Below are 20,179 nucleotides of genomic sequence, written 5' to 3'. Positions count from 1 at the left end.
CAGGACTTAATTATTGTGGTCTTACCGGTATGTCCAGTGCAGGCGCAGTCTAGGCTTGGGTTTTTCCTGATTACAAGTGGGAATCATGAAATTGGCATGACCGGTCTGACCGGTGGTCCAGCAGCAAATGTCGCAGCCTCCGACAGCTCTCACATCTGAAATGCGATCTCCCTGTAGGAGCTGCCGAAGGCTGCGATCTTTTGATCTTTCATTCAGACGAAAAAAAACCGGCCAATCACTTGGCCGGTTTTTCATGCTGCGGGTTTATCGTCGCATCAAGCGCCGTACACCGGCAGTTTCTTGCAGATGGCTTTGACTTTTTCACGAACGGTGTCGATCACCGCTTCGTTGTTCAGGTCAGCCAGGATGTCGCAGATCCAGCCGGCCAGCTCTTTGCACTCAGCCTCTTTGAAACCGCGAGTGGTCACAGCCGGAGTACCGAAGCGCAGGCCGGAGGTGACGAACGGCGAGCGTGGATCGTTAGGCACCGAGTTCTTGTTCACGGTGATGAACGCTTTGCCCAGTGCGGCGTCGGCGTCTTTACCGGAGATGTCCTGCTTGATCAGCGACAGCAGGAACAGGTGGTTCTTGGTACCGCCGGACACTACGTCGAAACCGCGCGCGATGAACACTTCGGCCATGGCCTGAGCATTCTTCACCACTTGTTCCTGGTAAGCCTTGAACTCTGGCTGCAGCGCTTCCTTGAAGCAGATTGCCTTGGCGGCGATCACGTGCTCCAGCGGACCACCCTGGGCGCCCGGGAATACTGCGGAGTTGAGCTTCTTCTCGATCTCGGCGTTGGCGCGAGCCAGGATCAGACCGCCACGTGGACCGCGCAGGGTCTTGTGGGTGGTGGTGGTCACGACGTCAGCGAACGGCACCGGGTTCGGATAGACACCAGCGGCAACCAGACCGGCGACGTGAGCCATGTCGACGAACAGGTAAGCGCCGACCTTGTCAGCGATTTCGCGGAAGCGCGGGAAGTCGAGGATCTGCGAGTAGGCAGAGAAACCGGCAACGATCATCTTCGGCTTGTGCTCGACTGCCAGGCGCTCGACTTCGTCGTAGTCGATCAGGCCGTTGGCATCGATACCGTATTGAACGGCGTTGTACAGCTTGCCCGAGGAGGAAACGCTGGCGCCGTGGGTCAGGTGACCACCATGGGCCAGGCTCATGCCCAGAATGGTGTCGCCACCTTGCAGCAGAGCCAGGTAAACAGCGGCGTTGGCCTGGGAACCGGCGTGCGGCTGAACGTTGGCGTAATCGGCGCCGAACAGTTCCTTGGCGCGGTCGATGGCCAGTTGTTCAACCACGTCCACGTATTCGCAACCACCGTAGTAACGCTTGCCCGGATAGCCTTCGGCGTACTTGTTGGTCAGGACCGAGCCTTGAGCTTCCATCACCGCTGGGCTGGTGTAGTTTTCCGAAGCGATCAGCTCAATGTGTTCTTCCTGACGCTGAGCTTCTTGCTCCATGGCGGCAAAAAGGTCGGCGTCGTACTTGGCAATAGTCAAATCACGGCTGAACATGGCGGTCCTCAAGGATCGGGGGGGCAGAAAAGGGGGGCATTCTAACCCAACCGCTTTTGGATGACATATGAAACGACGTCATGTCGCAGACAAGTGGCGTTCATGACAGATGTGCGGTGCTTTTCCCGGCCCCTTCGCGAGCAGGCTCGCTCCCACATGTGAAATGCATTCCCCTGTGGGAGCGAGCCTGCTCGCGAAGGCCGCGCCGCAAATCTTCAGTCGAACATGAACAGCGCGTCATTGCTGAACTGCGCTTCAAACCGCCCCGCCGGCATCGGCCGGCCGAACAGATATCCCTGCACTTCATCGCAGCCATGCTCACGCAGGAAGTCCAGTTGCTCATGGGTTTCCACGCCCTCGGCGATCACCGCCAGGTTCAAGCTGTGGGCCATGGCGATGATCGCCCGGGCGATCTGCGCGTCCTGTTCGCCGGACGGCAGGCCGTCGACGAAAGTACGGTCGATCTTCAGCACGTCGATCGGGAATTGCTTGAGGTAGTTCAGCGATGAATAACCGGTGCCGAAGTCATCGACTGCGATGCTCAGGCCGAGGTTTTTCAGCCCGGCAAGAATCTGCATCGCCTCGCTGACTTCGCGCATCAGGATGCTTTCGGTCAGTTCCAGCTCCAGACACGCCGGGGGCAGACCGGTTTCGCGCAGGATCGTCGCGATTCGCGTGCCCAACTGGCCGTCGGAGAATTGCCGTGCGGAGATATTCACCGAGACCTTCGGCACCCGTACGCGTTGCTGGTGCCAGGTTTTCAGCTGTCGACAGGCCTCGCTGATGACCCAGTCGCCAACATCCACCACCAGCCCAAGCTCTTCCAGCACCGGAATGAAATCCCCCGGCGGCACCAGCCCACGACGCGGATGGCGCCAGCGCAGCAGCGCTTCAGCGCCGGTCAGGCGCTTGCCGTCGCCGCTGAACTGCGGCTGGTAATACAGGACGAATTCGTTCTGCTCCAGCGCATGGCGCAGATCGCTTTCCAGTTCCAGACGCTCCAGCGCACTGGCGTTCATGTCGGCCTGATAGAACTGGAAGTTGTTCTTGCCGCGTTCCTTGGCGTGGTACATCGCCGTGTCGGCGTTTTTCATCAACTGGCTGAGTTCGTTGCCGTCCTGCGGGCTCAGGGCGATGCCGATACTGGCGGTGACGAAAAACTCGCGGCCCTCGAGCACGAACGGCCGCACCAGGCTGGCGAGAATCTGCTCGGCCACGTGAATCGCCCGGTTCAGCGCCAGTTCGCGGTTGGAGCGATGCTGCAGCAGCAGGGTGAATTCGTCGCCGCCCATGCGCGCCACAGTGTCGTCGTCATCGACGCAGGCCAGCAGGCGCGTGGCCATGTCCTTGAGCATGCGGTCGCCGGCGGCGTGGCCGAGGGAGTCGTTGATCGGTTTGAAACGGTCGAGGTCGAGGAACATCAGCACCACCCACGACTTCTGCCGTTCGGCCGCTTGCAGCGCGGTGTGCAGACGATCCTGGAACAGCGTGCGGTTCGGCAGGTGGGTGAGGGCGTCGTAATAGGCGAGGCGGTGAATGCGCTGCTCGCTGGCCTTGCGCTCGCTGATGTCGCTGAAGAAACACACGTAACTGGCCAGATCGCCCTCGTCGTCGAGCACGGCAGTAATGCCGACCCAAGCGGGGTAATGCTCGCCGTTACGGCGCTTCATCCACACTTCGCCTTCCCAGGTGCTGTGCTCGTGCAACTGCTTGAGCACGTAGCGCAAGTGCGCGTCCTGCTGCTCGTCGACAGTGAGCATGTTTGGCAATTGGTCGAGCACTTCGCCGACGCTGTAGCCGCTGACCCGACTGAACGCTTCGTTGGCCTGGACGATGTAGCCGGCCGGGTCGGTGATCAGGATCGCCGAAGTCGAGTGCTCGAATACCGTGGCGGCCATGCGCAGATCTTTTTCGGCACGGCGCTGTTGACTGATATCGCGGCCGACGCCGAGCACGCCTTCGAACGCGCCGTGTTCGTCCCACACCAGCACCAGGCGCAGTTCGATCGGAATCTTGCGGCCATCGGCGCGCAGGCAGTCGAAGAGGAACAGCTGCGTTTGCACCTGACTGCGCAGCAATGCCAGTTGCTCGGGCTTGTCCAGCGCCTTGCTGACGCGGTCCATCAGCACATGAATGCCGTTCAGTTGCCCGGGATTGGCGATGATCGATTGCCAGCCGTTCTGGAAAATCCATTCGGCGTTGTAACCGAGCACGGCCTGCACCGAGGGGCTGACATAGTTCAGCGAGAGCTTGCTGTCGGTGGAGAAAATCACGTCGCTGATGCTCTCGGCGAGCATGCGGTAGCGCTGCTCGCTGTCACGCAGCGATTCGCTCGCCTCGATCTGTTCGGTGATGTCCTTGGCCACGCCGATGATGCGCGTGACCTGATCGTGCTTGTCCCGCGCCAGCGCCTGTTCACGGATGTCGAAGCGCCGCCACTTGCCGTCGCGATGGCGGAAGCGCAATTGGCATTGCAACAACTGGCTGTAACCGGCGTGACGCTGCAACTGCCGCGAACGATAGTAATAGTCGGCGTCTTCCGGGTGCAGGAGGATTTCCCAGAAGTACTCGCCCATCTGATGCAGTTCAGTGCGGTTGTAGCCCAGGGTCTGGCCGAGGTGGTGGTTGCTGAAAATCATCCGCTGGCTGATCACGTCCTGCACATACAGATGATCGGGCACGGTGCGCACCACGTCCGACCAGAAGCCTTCACGCTCCAGCAGCGACAGCTCGATCAGCTTGCGGCTGGTGATGTCGTTGATGCTGAGGATCACCGCTTTATAGTCGTGCTGCTCGCTCGGCAGGCGCAAAACCATCCACAGATGCTGGTCGCGACCGTTGCTGTTGGGCAGTTTGATTTCCAGTTCCAGCTGCTTCTGCTGTTGCAGGACGGCGTCGAGGATCTGCTGACCGATCGCGCACTGCGGATGGCGCTGGCCATCGATCAGCAGTTGCCAGGCATCGTCGCAGGAGTGCACATCGAGCAGTTGCAGGGCGACCTGGTTGACTTCGGTGACGCGCATTTCCGCAAGCAACTGCTGGCGCTGCTGCGGTTGGTCGAGCCAGGCCTTGAGCTGGTCACTGGTCTGGATCTGCGCCTTGTCGAACATCTGCTTGAGGCCGGACAGGTCAAGCACGCACAAGGCCACGCCGGTGCCTTCGAAAATATCCTGATAACGCCGCCGGCCTTCATGTACTTGGCGCTGGCGCCGACGCATGTTCAGCAGCGCGATCACCGGCAACATCGAGAACGCCAGGCCGAGCAGGCATTTGCCGATGAACGCCGGCAGCAATTCTTCCAGTACGCGCTGGCGGTCGAACAGCCCGCGCAATTGCCAGTCGCTGCTGCTCAGCGGCACGGTCAGCACGGTGTTCGCCACATCGTCCGGGGTCAGCACGCCGGCCTTGGCTGACGTCAGCGCAGCGTCGCGGCTGATGATCTGGTGATTTAGGCGGTTTTCCACCAGCCACAACGGGCGCAGGGTGGTGGCGTCCTGTTTGGTCAGCGCGTCGAAGAAGGTTGGCGTCAGGCGCAAGGCCCAGTAACCGCGACTGCTGCCGCTGGCCTGATGCAGCAGCAGATGCACTACCGAGCCGTCATCGGCATTGCTGAAGTAATGCGCCTGGGCGCGGCTGCGGCGCACCAGTTCAGTCAGGTAATCGGCGTCGGAACTGTCGGTGGCGCTGTCGCTGATGATCCGGCCGGAGGGCGAGAGCAGGGCCATGCTGCGCAGGTCGGGCAGCGAGCGTTGCAGTTTGCGCAGGAGCATCTGCTGTTCGTCGGCAGTTTGCGGTTGTTCGACGATCGGTAGCAGATTGAGGGCGATTTGCGCATTCAGCGCCATGTTCAGGCTGACCTGAGCGGCGAGGTCGGCGGTGTAATCGATGGTGTACTGGCGCTGGTTTTTCTGGGTTTCACGCAGTTGATCGAGCAGTTGCCAGAACAGCAACGCGAGCAATAACAGCACGAGGGTGGCCAGCGCCCCCTTCAATGTCCCGCGCAGGGGCGAGCCGGGCGCCGGTGGGGTGCTGCTCACAGAGGCTGGCGGAGTGACATTGGTCAAGCTGTGATCCTGCGATTTGGCTGGACTGGCGCGACGTGCACTATAAGCCGGACGCCCGAAGGGCGGCTAGCATGCCTTGACTCGTGGCGAAGTGCCAGCCCCTCTCGGCTGGACTGCCATCGGTCATTAAGGTAGCTTTGCCGGTTACGCGGGGGCGTTCCAGCTCCTAGAATCAGACTTTTTTTTCCGCGCGCACGCATTGATGACCCTCAAGTGAACGACGCGCACCGGTCTGGCCAGGCATCGCCTGCGCTCCAATCATTCATCTGTCACTGACCCAAGGTTCTCCATGGCTCAATACGTCTTCACCATGCATCGGCTGGGCAAAGTTGTTCCGCCGAAGCGGGAAATCCTCAAGAACATTTCGCTGTCCTTCTTCCCCGGCGCCAAGATCGGCGTGCTCGGCCTCAACGGTTCGGGCAAATCCACGCTGCTGAAAATCATGGCCGGCGTCGACACCGAGTTCGAAGGCGAAGCCCGTCCGATGCCGGACCTGAACATCGGTTACCTGCCGCAAGAGCCGCAACTTGATCCGACCAAGACCGTGCGTGAAGTGGTCGAGGAAGCGGTCAGCGTGATCAAGGATGCGCAAGCGCGCCTGGACGAAGTCTACGCGGCCTACGCCGACCCGGATGCCGACTTCGACAAGCTTGCTGCTGAACAGGCCAAGCTCGAAGCGATCCTGCAGGCCAGCGACGGCCACAACCTCGAGCGTCAGCTGGAAGTCGCCGCCGATGCGCTGCGTCTGCCGGCCTGGGACGCGAAAGTCGAACACCTGTCCGGTGGTGAAAAGCGTCGTGTCGCCCTGTGCCGTCTGCTGCTGTCCGCGCCGGACATGCTGCTGCTCGACGAACCGACCAACCACCTGGATGCCGATTCGGTGGCGTGGCTGGAGCATTTCCTCCACGACTTCCCGGGCACCGTGGTCGCGATCACGCACGACCGTTACTTCCTCGACAACGTCGCCGGCTGGATTCTGGAACTCGACCGCGGCGCGGGCATTCCTTACGAGGGCAACTATTCGGGCTGGCTCGAAGCCAAGTCCGATCGTCTGGCTGCCGAATCCAAGCAGCAGTCGGCCCACGAAAAAGCCATGAAAGAAGAACTGGAGTGGGTGCGCAAAGGCGCCAAGGCCCGCCAGTCGAAATCCAAGGCACGTCTGCAACGCTTCGAAGAAATGCAATCGCAGGAATTCCAGAAGCGCAGCGAGACCAACGAGATCTACATCCCGGCCGGTCCACGCCTGGGCGACAAGGTCATCGAATTCAAGAACGTCACCAAGGGCTACGGCGATCGCGTGCTGATCGACAACCTGTCGTTCTCCATGCCGAAGGGCGCCATCGTCGGCGTGATCGGCGGTAACGGTGCCGGTAAATCGACGCTGTTCCGCATGCTGATGGGCAAGGAAACGCCGGATTCCGGCACCATCGAAGTCGGCGAAACCGTGCAACTGGCCTGCGTCGACCAGAGCCGCGAAGACCTCGACGGCAGCAAGACCGTGTTCCAGCAGATTTCCGACGGTTCCGACCAGATCCGCATCGGCAACTACGAGATCCCGTCGCGCACCTACGTCGGTCGCTTCAACTTCAAGGGCGGCGACCAGCAGAAGTTCGTCAAGGACCTCTCCGGCGGTGAGCGCGGTCGTCTGCACCTGGCGCTGACCCTGAAGGAGGGCGGCAACGTCCTGCTGCTCGACGAACCATCCAACGACCTCGACGTGGAAACCCTGCGTTCGCTGGAAGAAGCGCTGCTGGACTTCCCTGGCGCGGCGATTGTGATCTCCCACGATCGGTGGTTCCTTGACCGTGTCGCCACGCACATCCTGGCGTACGAAGACGACTCGCAAGCGGTGTTCTTCGAAGGCAACTACACCGAGTACGAAGCCGACCGCAAGAAACGCCTCGGCGAAGCAGCGGCCCAGCCGCACCGGGTACGCCACAAGAAACTGGCCTGATATTGGGTGGCTTGCTTGAAAACGTGCCTTCAGGCCTGACCGGTTGACTGAAAACCGAGGTCTGAAATATGTCTCGCCCGGGTCGTTGCGACCCGGGCGATGATTGATGCCGGGGTACATGCCGGCTTCGGTGACACCTCTTCCGGCCAGCAATTGGCCCCATGAAACCTGAACTGGCTTACTTTTTTAACAGGTTGTCACTCATTCCAACACCTGCTCAATGAGCAACTGCGGTCGATCGACGATTCGATGATAGACGCCGGGTCCCACGGCGACACTTCCTACATCACTCTCAGATTTGCCTGACTTCTTTCCCTTTCTCGTCCGTGCAAAGTCTCGCGTTCCTATCTCCTGTCACGCGAGGCTTCGCGAATGTTCGCCAATGAAAAACCTCTGGCTCTCGGCAACTCCCTGCCTGTGGGTAAGTCATTGGCAACCAGGTTGTTCCTGCCTTCGGTGCTGCCTCTGGGTATTACGGCTTTCTACACGGTGCCAGCCCTGATTTCGTTCCTCAAGGGTGACGATCCTAAAGCCTCCGTTGTTCTCTTGCTCTCGGTGATATGCACAATCCTTTATCTGTTCTTCTGGATATCAAGGATTGATGTGCTGGTACTTGATTTTATTTATTCCTGGAAGAAGAAATACGTCGGAATGCGCAAGTTGGCATTGTGGGTTTCCGGCAGTTATTTCGTGCTAATGGTGTATGTGTCATACACGGCATCTTCCATACCCCTTTTTGACTCAATCAGGGGCTTGGATGTACAGGCCGTTGCCGAAGGCAGGGAAACTTTTTTACGCGCAAGAGTCGGGTTCGAAGTTGTATTGAATTACTTGTACTCCATGTTTCGCTCGTTCCTGATGCCATTCGCTGTGTGCATTCTGTATCAGGGTAATAGCAGGTTAAGACATGCCGTGCTTCTGATGTTTCTGTTCTCATTGATGCTCACGCTGGAGAAAAGTTTGAGTGTTTTGGCCCTGCTGCCGCTTTTTTATTTCTTTACGCAAAAACGCAATTACAGAATGGCCGCACTCGTACTCCTGCTGACAATAGCAGCAATTGGCACCACCTCCTTTCTGGCACGCGGGGGCTTGGCCGATGATTCGTACACAGCCGGGGCTGCTGCACAGATCGGTTCGGGGAATCAATCCAGTAAAGACAGAAGTCTGAGACAGGCGGCTCTTACAGTTCCCGAAAAATATAATATGTTCAGAGGGAATAGCCAGGTTGAATACATCCTCAACAGGGTTTTTTACATTCCTTATATAACAGCGCATGAATGGCTAAGATATCAGCATGAGATCATGAATGGTGAGTTCACATTCGGGCGTAGTATTTCGGTAGTTGCCGCTTTCCTGGGGGAGGAAAAAATAAATCTTGAGAAAGAAGTTTTCAGTTTTCAGTGGGGGCAAAATGAAACGGCAACAGGCTCGGCGAATACAGCGTACTTTATTGATGCTTATCTGAATTTTGGATTTGCAGGGTGCTTTTTATACACGCTTGTCATCGTATGTATACTTCGGCTAACGGTCATGTCTGATATTGCCATACTTCAAGCCTGTGTTTTTGTCCCTTTGATATTTCTGCTGTTCAATTCGCTTACCGCCATGATCTTCAGTGGCGGGTTGTTTTTTCTTGTGTTCCTGGCGCTGTTTATCTCCGGGAAGAATCCGCCGTCCGAAACGTCATAGATACCGGCATCCTGCCTTGCGCCTTGCCGGGCGCTCGGAAAGGTATTCAAACGGGCAAGGAGTTCTGCAGATCCAGCACCTCGATCAGGCAATCACCAGCAGGTCGACTCCACAACACTTCATCTCCAATACTGGTACCGAGTAACGCCTGCCCCAACGGCGAGCCCCAATTGATAAGGCCCTGCGTCGCATCCGCCTGGTCCTCGCCTACCAATTGCACTCGTTGCTGCTGGTCATGCTCATTGGCAAAGGTGACCCATGTGCCGATCCGCGCTTTGTCGGCCGATGCGGACAAAGACACCACTTGAGCGCTTTGCAGGCGGTGATTGAAATACCGCCAGTCCCGCTCAAGGTCGGCCTGGCGCTGCTTGTCTGCAAGTTCACCCTTGGTGCTCTGATCATTGATCTGGCTTTGCAATTCGGCGACCTTGGCCTGCAACTGCGCCAGGCCCTGCGGTGTGACGTAATTTGGCTGCGTGCTGACCTGACGTTCGACCGGCTGATCGGCCTGCGCGGCGGCGTTGTCTTCGTTGACGAATGCGCGACTCATGAAGTCCTCCTCTTAAAGGATTTGGGCCATGGTTGCCGGCATTTGGTTTCAATGGATGTCCGCAAGCGACCTATTGCGAACGATAAGCCCGCCCAGCATCCTGGTCCTTCTGCTGCTGCCAGGCGCGTTCGCGTTCGTCCCAATGTTCGTTGCGATATTGCTCGCGATCCTTGTTTTCGAGCATCGCCTGACATTGCCGGAAGCCGTCGACCCAGCCTTCGGCGTATTGCTGATCCTTGAGATAGCGCGGCACGTTCTTGCGAAATTCGCCGCTGATCGACCCCGCCGCTTGCCGGCCGCTGATGCAGCCGTCATCGAAACCGTCGGCGAAGGCCGGTGGATAACCCTTGGCGATCAAGTCTTCATGGGGGGTCTGGCAACCGCCCAGCGCCAATACAACGCCCAACAACCCCACGCACCGCCACATCGCACTCTCCCGCGCCGGTTTTCGGCTGATACGGGAAGTCTAGAAGGCGATTCATGAGGCGGCTGTCGAAGGCCTGTGAAAAATCCATTGCACACCAAAAAGCCCGTGTGGGAGCGAGCCTGCTCGCGAAGGCGTCGTGTCAGGCAACACTACTATTGACTGACCCACCGCTTTCGCGAGCAGGCTCGCTCCCACAGGGAGATTCACACAGGCTCGGGATCAGTAGTGATACCACTTCACTTCCAGCATGACTTCTGTTTCCGGGCTGGCGAGCTGGCTGAATTCACGCTGCGCACTCAAGCGCAGACCGAGGTTGCGCGACAGCTCCCACTGCTGATTCAGGCTCAGGCTGCGGCGCACTTCGCCGTTGAAGAAGTAGTCGCCCTTGGCCTCCAGGCTCAGATTGCCCAGCGGGTTTTTCCACAGCACGCCGGTGTTGAAGCCACCAGCCGGGGAAACGAACTCGGCGAAGTCGTTGTTGTGCTCCACGCGCACCGTGCCAAGCGCGAAGCCGAGCACGTCTTCGCCCAACTGCCACGTGCCGCCGCCGCCACCGTTGACATGGCTGACCAGCGTTTCGTCGTCATGCTTGCCCGGCACGCGCTCAAGGCCACCGGTGACTTGCCACGACAGCGGCTGCAGCAGCTCGTTGCGCGGTGTCAGCGAACGGATGGTGGCCAGATCCAGTTGCTGCAACTGCCAGTCATTGCCTTCGTATTGACGCAGCTTCAGTTGCAGGATCTCGATCTGCGCGCCGAGAGGAAAGCTTTCGGCGTTGTCATTGAGGTCGTGATAAGCCATGCGCAGGCCGTATTCGCCAAAGGCGCGATCGCCTCGCGTACCGAGCCCGGCCTGCCAGGTGCGGGACTCGTGGCCATCTTCGGGCAGACCGGGTTGCGGAATCTCCAGCTCCGGCGCCGGGTTCTTGTTGATCGCCCGCAACAGTTCGAAACTGCGTTGCGCTCGTTGCGGGTCGCGCTCCTGACCGTTGGCGCGGTAGCGCTCCAGACGATAGGCGGCATCGACGATCAACGCCTGACGTGCGCGCGGCAGGGCTTTGAACGTCGGATCCTGCAAGGCTTTTTGATCGGCGCTGACTTTCAGCACCCATTGCTGTTCATCATCGCTCAACGGCTCGGCGCGGCTGAGCAGTTCACGTTCGCGGGACGGGCGATATTCGATGTGCTCGACCAGCCCGGCTTCTTTCACCGCTTTGACGGTGTCGGTCGGGATCGCGGTCAGCGGGAATTGTTCGGTCAGGCGCAGGCTCGGCCGCGCCACTTGCAGCAGTTCCAGCAAGCGATAGGAGCAGTTTTCGTCGAAGAAGAAGTAGTCGAACTGGATCTGCTTGAGCTCCCACACATGTTCGACCATGCGTGCGGTTTCTTCCTGAGTCAGATTGAGCCGGTATTCCCACAAGTCACGGTTTTCCAGGCTGCGGTATTCCGAGAGTTTTTCCTGATACGGCACCAGCGCGAACAGCCCTGGGTAGCCGCCCATCAAGCCTTTCCAGGCATACAGAATGCTGTTGTCCGAGCCTTCGATGTAGGCACCGAAGTTGATCGCGTAGCTGAGCAGCGAGGTTTTATCAGCCTGCACGTCCGCCTGATCGATGCGCAGCAGGGTGTGGCCGAACATCGACGACGGGCTGTTGAGATACGCCGCCGGGAAAATCATCACCGCACTGTGCGGCGAGACGTCCTTGAACCATTTCCTGTATTCGGCGCATTCCGGCGCTGGCAGGTCAGCGAGATTGAGCTGCGCTTTCAGCCAGCGTGTACGCGCCGGGAATACGCATTGTGCGTGTTGCTCGCCGAGGCTGGCCGGGGCGTACAGCGCCTGCACGGTGGCGGCCAGTTCGCGGTCCGGATGTTCATTGCCGTCGGGAGCGAGAAAGAACTTCTTGTCGCTGACATAGCTGCGCCAGCCGCCAAGCTTGGCGGTTTCGTAATGACCGAGGGAAATCCAGAAGCGGTCGTTGGCCAGTTGCTGCAAACGTTGAGGATCGATGTGAGGCGCGGCGGACAGCGGGGCGCAGACACAGAGCGCCAGCCAGGCAAGGCGTTTGAGCATAGGTGGCAACTTAAGTCGAAAGAAAAAAAATCCCGGATCGGGGGTAATCACTGCACCCTGTGGCGAGGGGATTTATCCCCGCTGGGCTGCGAAGCGGCCCCATAAGCTGTGTCACCAATGCATCGGATACATCGCATGCACAGGTTTTACGACTGCTTCGCAGCCGAACGGGGATAAATCCCCTCGCCACAGACCGTAATCAAAATAAAACCCGCTTCCCGAAGGAAGCGGGCGGGGTCGAGCTTAAGCCTGAGTTGCGTACTTGGCCAGACGTGGGTCCGATTTCAGTACTGCCAGGGTGTTGGTATGCACGTCTTCAGCGGTCACGTCAGCCTTGCTGAAGATCTGCTGGAAGTGCTCGTGGGTCACTTGCGCGAAATGCGCGCGATCTTCCGGTGCTACGCCCAGTACCACGGCATAGGTGGTCAGCGCTTCGCCGTTGCCTTTGGCCATGTCTTCGGACAGCTCGTTCATCATGCCATTCATGGCGAACCAGGATTTGCCGCCGTAGGTCAGCGATGCGTTGGTCGAGCAACCGTTGGTGCCGGAAGTCATACCGAACGTGGCGTTACCGGAAGTGCCGTTGGTGGTGGAAGCAAGGAAGTGCGCCGGGGTGCCACGCTGACCTTCGAACAGCATGTTGCCCCAACCGCAATCCGGGCCGCCCGGGGCTTGCGCCATTGCGTTGATGGATACAGCGGTGAAGAGAGTACCGAGAAGAATCCGTTTCATAGCTTTGTTCTCTTTATGTGCATACCAATGGACAGGGTTCTGGCCCTTCGCGCTCTGCCCGAGGACAAAGCCGAAAGTGTCAGTGGGCCGGTATTAGTTCCAGCCGCGCAGTTTGGAGTTTAGGCACGTTCCAGCGGTTCCGTGACTTTTTGCAAAATATTTGGAATAAACCTCTGATTTATCGGGACGCGTCGGCCCGCCGCGCGCTTGTCTATGCTTTGTCATGTGGCGCGCCTTGCCAGTGGGGCACGGGCAGCGCCAGAATGCCGCTACCTGCCCCGCCTGATTGTTAAGGAAGCCCGATGCCTGATCCTGTTGCTGCCAGCCTGCGTCTTGCGCCCGAAGCGCTGACTCGTCCGTTTTCCGCTGAACAGTTCAGCTTCACCAGCACCAATGATCTGGAGCCCTTTCGCGGTGTGCTCGGCCAGGAACGCGCGGTCGAAGCCTTGCAGTTCGGTGTGGCGATGCCACGCCCCGGTTACAACGTATTCGTCATGGGCGAGCCCGGCACTGGCCGGTTCTCGTTCGTCAAACGCTACCTGAAAGCCGAAGGCAAGCGCCTGCAGACCCCGGCGGACTGGGTCTACGTCAACAACTTCGATGAGCCGCGTGAACCGCGTGCACTGGAGCTGCCATCGGGCACGGCGGCCTCGTTCATCGGCGACATCAACGGCCTGATCGACAACCTGCTGGCGACTTTTCCGGCAGTTTTCGAACACCCGTCCTACCAGCAGAAAAAAAGCGCAATCGACCGCGCCTTCAACCAGCGCTACGACAAGGCGCTGGACATCATCGAGCGTCTGGCCCTGGAAAAAGACGTCGCCCTGTACCGCGACAGTAGCAATATCGCCTTCACCCCGATGCTCGACGGCAAGGCTCTGGACGAAGCTGAATTCGCGCAGTTGCCGGAAACCGAGCGCGAGCGTTTTCACGATGACATTTCCGGCCTCGAAGAACGCCTGAACGAAGAACTCGCCAGCCTGCCGCAGTGGAAGCGCGAGTCGAACAATCAACTGCGTTCGCTCAACGAAGAAACCATCACCCTGGCCTTGCAGCCGTTGCTGGCGCCGCTGTCGGAGAAGTACGCGGAGAACGCCGGGGTCTGCGGTTACCTGCAAGCGATGCAGGTCTACCTGCTGAAAACCGTGGTCGAGCAACTGGTCGACGACAGCAAGACCGACGCCGTCGCGCGCAAGTTGCTGGAAGAACAATACGCACCGAGCCTGGTGGTCGGGCATCCGGCCAGCGGCGGTGCGCCAGTGGTGTTCGAGCCGCATCCGACCTACGAAAACCTGTTCGGCCGCATCGAGTACACCACCGATCAGGGCGCGCTCTACACCACTTACCGGCAGTTGCGTCCGGGTGCGCTGCACCGCGCCAATGGCGGCTTCCTGATTCTTGAAGCGGAAAAAATGCTCAGCGAGCCGTTCGTGTGGGATGCGCTCAAACGCGCCCTGCAATCGCGCAAACTGAAAATGGAATCGCCGCTGGGCGAGATGGGCCGCTTCGCCACCATGACCCTGAATCCGCAGCACATTCCGTTGCAGGTCAAAGTCATCATCATTGGTGCGCGGCAGCTGTATTACACGCTGCAGGATCTCGATCCGGACTTCCAGGAGATGTTCCGCGTCCTGGTCGACTTCGACGAAGACATCCCGATGGTCGACGAAAGCCTCGAGCAGTTCGCCCAGCTCCTGAAAACCCGTACTTCGGAAGAAGGCATGGCGCCGCTGACCGCCGATGCGGTGGCACGACTGGCGACCTACAGCGCACGGCTGGCCGAGCATCAGGGGCGCTTGTCGGCGCGCATTGGCGATCTGTTCCAACTGGTCAGCGAGGCGGATTTCATTCGCCATCTGGCCGGCGATGAAATGACCGACGCCGGCCATATCGAACGCGCTCTGAAAGCCAAGGCCACCCGCACCGGGCGCGTCTCGGCGCGGATTCTCGACGACATGCTCGCCGGGATCATCCTCATCGACACTGACGGTGCGGCAGTCGGCAAGTGCAACGGGCTGACGGTGCTGGAGGTCGGTGATTCGGCGTTCGGCGTGCCGGCGCGGATTTCCGCCACGGTCTATCCGGGCGGCAGCGGTATCGTCGACATCGAACGTGAGGTCAACCTCGGCCAGCCGATTCACTCCAAAGGCGTGATGATCCTCACCGGTTATCTGGGCAGCCGTTACGCTCAGGAATTCCCGCTGGCGATCTCGGCGAGCATTGCGCTCGAGCAGTCTTACGGCTACGTCGATGGCGACAGTGCGTCGCTGGGCGAGGCGTGCACGCTGATTTCGGCGCTGTCGAAAACGCCGCTCAAGCAATGTTTTGCCATCACCGGTTCGATCAACCAGTTCGGCGAAGTGCAGGCAGTCGGCGGGGTCAACGAGAAGATCGAAGGCTTCTTCCGCCTCTGCGAAGCACGCGGTCTGACCGGCGAACAGGGCGCAATCATTCCCCAGGCCAACGTCGCCACTTTGATGCTCGATGAAAAAGTCCTCGCCGCCGTGCGCGCCGGGCAGTTCCACGTGTATGCAGTGCGTCAGGCCGATGAGGCGTTGAGCCTGCTGGTGGGTGAGCCGGCCGGGGAGCCGAACGCCGATGGCGAATTCCCCGAAGGCAGCATCAATGCGCGAGTGGTCGAGCGCCTGCGCGATATCGCCGAGATGATCAGCGAAGAGGACTTGAAAGAGGCCGAGAAGGAACTGGCGCAGGAGGCTCTCGCCGAGGCCAAACCGGCCTGACAGGCTTGCAATAAACCCTGTGGGAGCGAGCCTGCTCGCGAAAGCGCTGTATCAGTCGACGAACGAGTTGGCTGATCCATCGTCTTCGCAAGCAGGCTCGCTCCCACAATTCTTTTCCAGATTGATCTCTGCGGGGATCTTCGGGGAATGTGCCACTACTCTGACGCCAATATTCACACAATGACCATTCGGCGCCTTCTGGTTCCATTTGGCTTGCGCGGGACACTTTTCTTCTATTCTCAGGTCAAGGATATCGACAGTATCACTGGATCGAGCCAGTCCTCCCGTGGGGGCTGAATACCGGCTTTACCGAGGGTCGCCGCCATGTCGCGCAACCTCTGTCTCACCCGTCAATGCCTGGGTCTGGTGACCCGGATCGAATGCGCCGTCAAGCCGCTGGCCGGTGACAACGGCATGTGGACGCTGCTCTTCGCGGCCGGCATGGCCGGCGAACAACCTTCCGCGATCAAAGCCCAAGGCCCGTTCCACGGCCCGGTGGCGGCCGAGTCGATTCTTGACACCATCGTTGAAAGCCTGACCTTGCATGGTTACGAACTGGCCGATGATCCGCAGATCTGGAGCTTGCACTTGCAAGCCCAGCTACGGCAGATCAACGGCGGTCGTGGGCGCAGCCTCAACGGTTAAGGCGCCTGGTCCACCGGCGCCTTGTCGAGCTTGACCTCAAAGCCGTATTGCACGGTGGCGAGGTCGGTGCGCTGATAGGTTTCCACGCGAGTCGGGCGACCGTAAAAATAGTGCACGCCGAGTAGCGCCGGGCCTTCGGTGCTGGCGTCGTGGCTGACCGAAAGAATCTGCTTGAGGTAGTGGCCACTGTCGTCCTTGACGAAGAAACGCCATTCGTTGGCCGGGAAGGTTTTCAGGTCGACCACCAGCGTGTTGTCCTTGATCGCCAGGCCTTTGGGCAATGACTGCGCGTCGTAGGATTGCTTGGCCACCGTGGCCAGAAATAACGGCATTGAACCGACGGCAATCGCCGGGGTTTCCGGAAACAGGTTCAGATCATAAGTAATCGTCGCTGATAGCGGATCGACCTGATATGCCTCGGGCGGCAGTTCGATCGGCTCATCGAGTTTGCCGCCGCGCTTTTCCGTGAAGAAGGTCACGGGACTGACGCCGGGGTTGAGTTCGTCGCCAAGCAATTCGTCATTGAAGGTGCGGCGGTGGGAAAACTCGATACGCGCGGCGCTCGGCTCTTCCACCGATTGATGAATGCGCACGCCGGCCTTCAATTGTTCCTCAGTCAGGTCCGCGCCTTTGAGCCAGTTGGCGGCGAGATCGTCATACACCACAACTGGCAGATCCAGCGGCTGCACGGTTTTGGCCGTGGTGTGCGGATTGAAGGTGCGCACCGGCAGATCCAGGGATTGGCGCGTCACTGTCGCCGAGGAGAAGTCGAGCACGCTGACTTCCAGTGTCTCGATCGGGCCGTGGAAATACACCTTGTTGTAGCGGCGCGGGTGGTCTTTCTCGAAGGCTTGCTGGTCGTCGCTGAGCTGTTTTTCCAGGGTGTCGCTCCAGCTCTTCTGCTTCTGTAACTGCGTCAGTTGTTTCTGGTAGAACGCGACCTGCTCCGGGCTTTCGTTGATCGAACCGGCGCGCACCAGGTATTGGCCGCTGGCGTCGCGGGCCTGGACGATCAGCGGATTGATCCGGGTTTCGGCGACTTCCGCTGCCAGCGGCAGGCTGTTGCTGACTTCGACCTCGGCATAGTTCTTTTCCAGCTTGAGCAGTTTGACGCTGAGGTTGTCGTTTGTGCGGGTCTGGCCGACGTCTTTCTGCGTCAGGTCAAAGCTGTACAGGCGACGCGGCGCGATGACCTCGACCTGGCCTTGCAGGCTGACCGGTTGTGGCAGGCTTTTCTTGTCGACGTTGAGGCCATCGATGAACGGGTAGGTCACCGTCAGGTCATCGGGATTGGTCACGTTGGAGCTGGACGGGCTGAGTTGAATGCCTGGGTCGGTCTCCGACCACTCCGGCTGCCAGGCGATCACGCGTTTGTTGCTCAACGTCACCGAGTGCCACTCGATGCCGTGCGGAAACAGAAAACCGCCGGGAATGTTCAGGTTGAACGGGAATACCGGCTGCAGATCGGTGAGGTAATCCGAGCTGGCGTCCTTGTGCAGCACGAACAGGCCGTTGATGAAGGTATCGACCAGCGCTTGCGGGGTAGGGTAGTGCTTGAGCACGGCGAGGGCGTCTGCGCCGTATTCGGTGTGCGGGGTGATGTCGTCGAGCTTGAGCCGGGCGCGTTCGAGCAACAGCAGCGAACCGCCGAGTTCGGTGATGGCGTCCTTGAGCTTGGGATCGCTGATCGTGTCCAATGACTGTTCGAAGGTGGCGGTCTTTTCGTCGAGGTTGGCGACGTGCTTTTCATCGCCGGGCGAGCAACCGCCGATGAGCAAGGCGAGGCAGATTCCGGCAGTCGTCAAGGCTGATCGCACATCCATTTCCACGCGTCCTGTCCACTGTCATTGGGCTGTCAATGCTTTGGACACTAGCAGAAAAACTTTGTCACACACACGCAGGTGGCGGATTTTCCGGCGGTTTCTGGCTGTCACAGCGGGCTGTTATACTCGCCGCCATTTCCAGCCCCTTGTGTGAGAGTCAATGGAACGCTTTATCGAAAATGCAATGTACGCCACCCGCTGGCTGCTGGCGCCGATCTACATCGGCCTGTCCCTCGGTCTGCTGGCGCTGGCATTGAAGTTCTTCCAGGAAATCATCCATATCCTGCCCAACGTCTTCGCCATGGCTGAATCGGATCTGATTCTGGTGCTGCTGTCGCTGATCGACATGGCGCTGGTGGGTGGTCTGCTGGTGATGGTGATGATTTCCGGCTACGAGAACTTCGTCTCGCAACTGGACATCGACGAAGGCAAAGAGAAGCTCAGCTGGCTGGGCACCATGGACTCGTCGTCGCTGAAGATGAAAGTCGCGGCGTCGATCGTGGCGATTTCTTCGATCCACCTGCTGCGCATCTTCATGGATGCCAAGAACGTCGATCCCGAGCATCTGATGTGGTACGTGATCATTCACATGACTTTTGTGGTGTCCGCGTTTGCCATGGGTTACCTGGACAAGGTCACCAAGCACTGATCAGCCGATCAAGGCAAAAAAACCGCCCGTCTGTTGCGAAACAGACGGGCGGTTTCGTATGTGGCTTGTGCTTTCAAGCGCAGCGGCCTATGCCTGTAACGGTGCGATTCGCCACGGTGTGAGGTGCTTCCATGAACCTGCAAGAGTTGAACGCGTTTGCTGTTGCCAAAAAGGTCGACGAGTTGAACCTGATCTCCATGGAAGGAGGCATTTACCTGTTGGAAGCGAGGATGCATGGGACGGCGTATCCGTTGAGCGATCTCAAGGGCAATATGCTGACGCTGCGCTCAGTGGAGCACGCGCGGGATCTGCTGCATGCCTTCCCGGTTCTGCCATTCAACCTTGTGCACACCTCAGTCCATGACGAAATGTGCGGGCTGGTCGCTGACCTCGATGAAAGCCTGAAAGTGCCGCTCGCCTGGCGCTCGGCCCTGTAGCCCCGGCCCCAAGTCCGGGGTATCTGTGCTAGTCTGCTCGCCCTTTTGGTTCCGGGCGCGCCGGGACGCGCTGTGCACGCACGGCAAGTCCTGTGGCCGTCCGCACAGCGGAGCAGTGTCATGTCCGAAGTAAATCTGTCCACCGACGAAACCCGCGTCAGCTACGGTATCGGCCGTCAACTCGGCGACCAGCTGCGCGACAACCCGCCACCGGGTGTCAGCCTGGACGCGATCCTGGCCGGTCTGACCGACGCTTTCGCCGGCAAGCCAAGCCGTGTTGGCCAGGAAGAGATGTCCGCCAGCTTCAAGGTGATCCGCGAGATCATGCAAGCCGAAGCAGCTGCCAAGGCTGAAGCCGCGGCTGGCGAAGGCCTGGCCTTCCTCGCCGAAAACGCCAAGCGTGACGGCATCACCACCCTGGCCTCCGGCCTGCAATTCGAAGTACTGACTCAGGGCGACGGCGCCAAGCCGACCCGTGAAGACCAGGTGCGCACGCACTACCACGGCACCCTGATCGACGGCACTGTGTTCGACAGCTCCTACGAGCGCGGCCAGCCTGCAGAATTCCCGGTTGGCGGCGTGATCGCTGGCTGGACCGAAGCCCTGCAACTGATGAATGCCGGCAGCAAATGGCGCCTGTACGTGCCGAGCGAACTGGCTTACGGCGCACAAGGCGTTGGCAGCATCCCGCCGCACAGCGTTCTGGTATTCGACGTCGAGCTGCTGGACGTTCTGTAATACCGAGCCTGCCTTGATGGCAGGCTAACCCTGTGGGAGCGAGCAGGCTCGCTCCCACAGGTTTTGTACTACCGCTCATATTTCGATCTTGTTGTGCAGCTCATTGGTCGGGCGCAACGCCCGGGCAT

14 protein-coding genes are annotated in these 20,179 nt (G+C 59.5%); 7 read left to right on the top strand and 7 right to left on the bottom strand.

Annotated features, from left to right (window positions below; all coding sequences use genetic code 11):
• Window positions 1–275: 275 nt before the first annotated feature.
• Together glyA and morA are read right to left on the bottom strand one after the other, a co-directional pair.
• Complete coding sequence (gene glyA, locus D6877_RS25530) at window positions 276–1,529, bottom strand: serine hydroxymethyltransferase (RefSeq protein WP_130912498.1); 1,254 nt, start codon at window positions 1,527–1,529, stop codon at window positions 276–278.
• A gap of 215 nt (window positions 1,530–1,744) precedes the next feature.
• Complete coding sequence (gene morA / locus D6877_RS25525; protein WP_130912497.1) at window positions 1,745–5,593, bottom strand: cyclic di-GMP receptor MorA; 3,849 nt, start codon at window positions 5,591–5,593, stop codon at window positions 1,745–1,747.
• A gap of 289 nt (window positions 5,594–5,882) precedes the next feature.
• On the opposite strand from morA, the gene ettA reads away from it, so the two are divergent.
• Together ettA and D6877_RS25515 are read left to right on the top strand one after the other, a co-directional pair.
• Window positions 5,883–7,547, top strand: a complete 1,665-nt coding sequence (ettA, locus tag D6877_RS25520) for an energy-dependent translational throttle protein EttA (RefSeq protein WP_003228391.1) — start codon at window positions 5,883–5,885, stop codon at window positions 7,545–7,547.
• A gap of 372 nt (window positions 7,548–7,919) precedes the next feature.
• Window positions 7,920–9,236, top strand: coding sequence for a hypothetical protein (locus D6877_RS25515; protein WP_130912496.1), 1,317 nt, complete (start codon window positions 7,920–7,922; stop codon window positions 9,234–9,236).
• Between the two features lie 46 nt (window positions 9,237–9,282).
• Here D6877_RS25515 and D6877_RS25510 read toward each other — a convergent pair whose 3' ends face one another.
• The 4 genes from D6877_RS25510 to D6877_RS25490 all read right to left on the bottom strand — a co-directional run bounded on the left by D6877_RS25510 (window position 9,283) and on the right by D6877_RS25490 (window position 13,018).
• Window positions 9,283–9,786, bottom strand: coding sequence for a GreA/GreB family elongation factor (locus D6877_RS25510; protein ID WP_130912495.1), 504 nt, complete (start codon window positions 9,784–9,786; stop codon window positions 9,283–9,285).
• Between the two features lie 70 nt (window positions 9,787–9,856).
• Window positions 9,857–10,213, bottom strand: a complete 357-nt coding sequence (locus D6877_RS25505; protein ID WP_130912494.1) for a hypothetical protein — start codon at window positions 10,211–10,213, stop codon at window positions 9,857–9,859.
• A 219-nt stretch (window positions 10,214–10,432) separates the two neighbouring features.
• Window positions 10,433–12,286, bottom strand: coding sequence for a DUF4105 domain-containing protein (locus tag D6877_RS25495; RefSeq protein ID WP_130912492.1), 1,854 nt, complete (start codon window positions 12,284–12,286; stop codon window positions 10,433–10,435).
• Window positions 12,287–12,529: 243 nt separating this feature from the next.
• Complete coding sequence (locus tag D6877_RS25490) at window positions 12,530–13,018, bottom strand: DUF3015 domain-containing protein (RefSeq protein ID WP_016773112.1); 489 nt, start codon at window positions 13,016–13,018, stop codon at window positions 12,530–12,532.
• Window positions 13,019–13,320: 302 nt separating this feature from the next.
• Here D6877_RS25490 and D6877_RS25485 point away from each other — a divergent pair, with 302 nt between their 5' ends.
• Together D6877_RS25485 and D6877_RS25475 are read left to right on the top strand one after the other, a co-directional pair.
• Window positions 13,321–15,759 (top strand): ATP-binding protein, encoded by a 2,439-nt coding sequence (locus D6877_RS25485; protein ID WP_130912491.1) that lies wholly within the window; start codon window positions 13,321–13,323, stop codon window positions 15,757–15,759.
• Window positions 15,760–16,083: 324 nt separating this feature from the next.
• Window positions 16,084–16,404, top strand: coding sequence for a hypothetical protein (locus tag D6877_RS25475; protein ID WP_016773114.1), 321 nt, complete (start codon window positions 16,084–16,086; stop codon window positions 16,402–16,404).
• Here the strand turns inward: D6877_RS25475 and D6877_RS25470 are convergent.
• Window positions 16,401–18,227: a hypothetical protein gene (locus D6877_RS25470; RefSeq protein WP_130912489.1), complete on the bottom strand. Its 1,827-nt coding sequence runs from the start codon at window positions 18,225–18,227 to the stop codon at window positions 16,401–16,403. The two genes, D6877_RS25475 and D6877_RS25470, sit on opposite strands and share 4 nt — an antisense overlap.
• Before the next feature lie 160 nt (window positions 18,228–18,387).
• Here D6877_RS25470 and D6877_RS25465 point away from each other — a divergent pair, with 160 nt between their 5' ends.
• The 3 genes from D6877_RS25465 to D6877_RS25455 all read left to right on the top strand — a co-directional run bounded on the left by D6877_RS25465 (window position 18,388) and on the right by D6877_RS25455 (window position 20,051).
• A complete protein-coding gene (locus tag D6877_RS25465; RefSeq protein WP_016773116.1) occupies window positions 18,388–18,876 on the top strand; it encodes a TIGR00645 family protein in 489 nt (162 codons plus the stop codon).
• Window positions 18,877–19,007: 131 nt separating this feature from the next.
• The gene (locus tag D6877_RS25460; RefSeq protein WP_110603155.1) at window positions 19,008–19,313 is read left to right on the top strand and encodes a DUF6482 family protein; all 306 of its coding nucleotides are present in this window, start codon (window positions 19,008–19,010) and stop codon (window positions 19,311–19,313) included.
• A gap of 120 nt (window positions 19,314–19,433) precedes the next feature.
• A complete protein-coding gene (locus D6877_RS25455) occupies window positions 19,434–20,051 on the top strand; it encodes an FKBP-type peptidyl-prolyl cis-trans isomerase (RefSeq protein WP_016773117.1) in 618 nt (205 codons plus the stop codon).
• Window positions 20,052–20,179 lie beyond the last annotated feature (128 nt).

Source organism: Pseudomonas sp. Sample_9 (assembly GCF_004307535.1).
GTDB lineage: Bacteria > Pseudomonadota > Gammaproteobacteria > Pseudomonadales > Pseudomonadaceae > Aquipseudomonas > Aquipseudomonas mercuritolerans.
The sequence above is the reverse complement of the archived record's forward strand: the minus strand, read 5'-3'. Positions and strand labels throughout refer to the sequence as shown.

What these genes read in the sequence shown, in the direction of transcription:
- glyA (WP_130912498.1), bottom strand. Translation starts at nt 1,529, where the DNA reads ATGTTCAGCCGTGATTTGACTATTGCCAAGTACGACGCCGACCTTTTT.
- ettA (WP_003228391.1), top strand. Translation starts at nt 5,883, where the DNA reads ATGGCTCAATACGTCTTCACCATGCATCGGCTGGGCAAAGTTGTTCCG.
- D6877_RS25515 (WP_130912496.1), top strand. Translation starts at nt 7,920, where the DNA reads ATGTTCGCCAATGAAAAACCTCTGGCTCTCGGCAACTCCCTGCCTGTG.
- D6877_RS25510 (WP_130912495.1), bottom strand. Translation starts at nt 9,786, where the DNA reads ATGAGTCGCGCATTCGTCAACGAAGACAACGCCGCCGCGCAGGCCGAT.
- D6877_RS25505 (WP_130912494.1), bottom strand. Translation starts at nt 10,213, where the DNA reads ATGTGGCGGTGCGTGGGGTTGTTGGGCGTTGTATTGGCGCTGGGCGGT.
- D6877_RS25495 (WP_130912492.1), bottom strand. Translation starts at nt 12,286, where the DNA reads ATGCTCAAACGCCTTGCCTGGCTGGCGCTCTGTGTCTGCGCCCCGCTG.
- D6877_RS25490 (WP_016773112.1), bottom strand. Translation starts at nt 13,018, where the DNA reads ATGAAACGGATTCTTCTCGGTACTCTCTTCACCGCTGTATCCATCAAC.
- D6877_RS25485 (WP_130912491.1), top strand. Translation starts at nt 13,321, where the DNA reads ATGCCTGATCCTGTTGCTGCCAGCCTGCGTCTTGCGCCCGAAGCGCTG.
- D6877_RS25475 (WP_016773114.1), top strand. Translation starts at nt 16,084, where the DNA reads ATGTCGCGCAACCTCTGTCTCACCCGTCAATGCCTGGGTCTGGTGACC.
- D6877_RS25470 (WP_130912489.1), bottom strand. Translation starts at nt 18,227, where the DNA reads ATGGATGTGCGATCAGCCTTGACGACTGCCGGAATCTGCCTCGCCTTG.
- D6877_RS25465 (WP_016773116.1), top strand. Translation starts at nt 18,388, where the DNA reads ATGGAACGCTTTATCGAAAATGCAATGTACGCCACCCGCTGGCTGCTG.
- D6877_RS25460 (WP_110603155.1), top strand. Translation starts at nt 19,008, where the DNA reads ATGAACCTGCAAGAGTTGAACGCGTTTGCTGTTGCCAAAAAGGTCGAC.
- D6877_RS25455 (WP_016773117.1), top strand. Translation starts at nt 19,434, where the DNA reads ATGTCCGAAGTAAATCTGTCCACCGACGAAACCCGCGTCAGCTACGGT.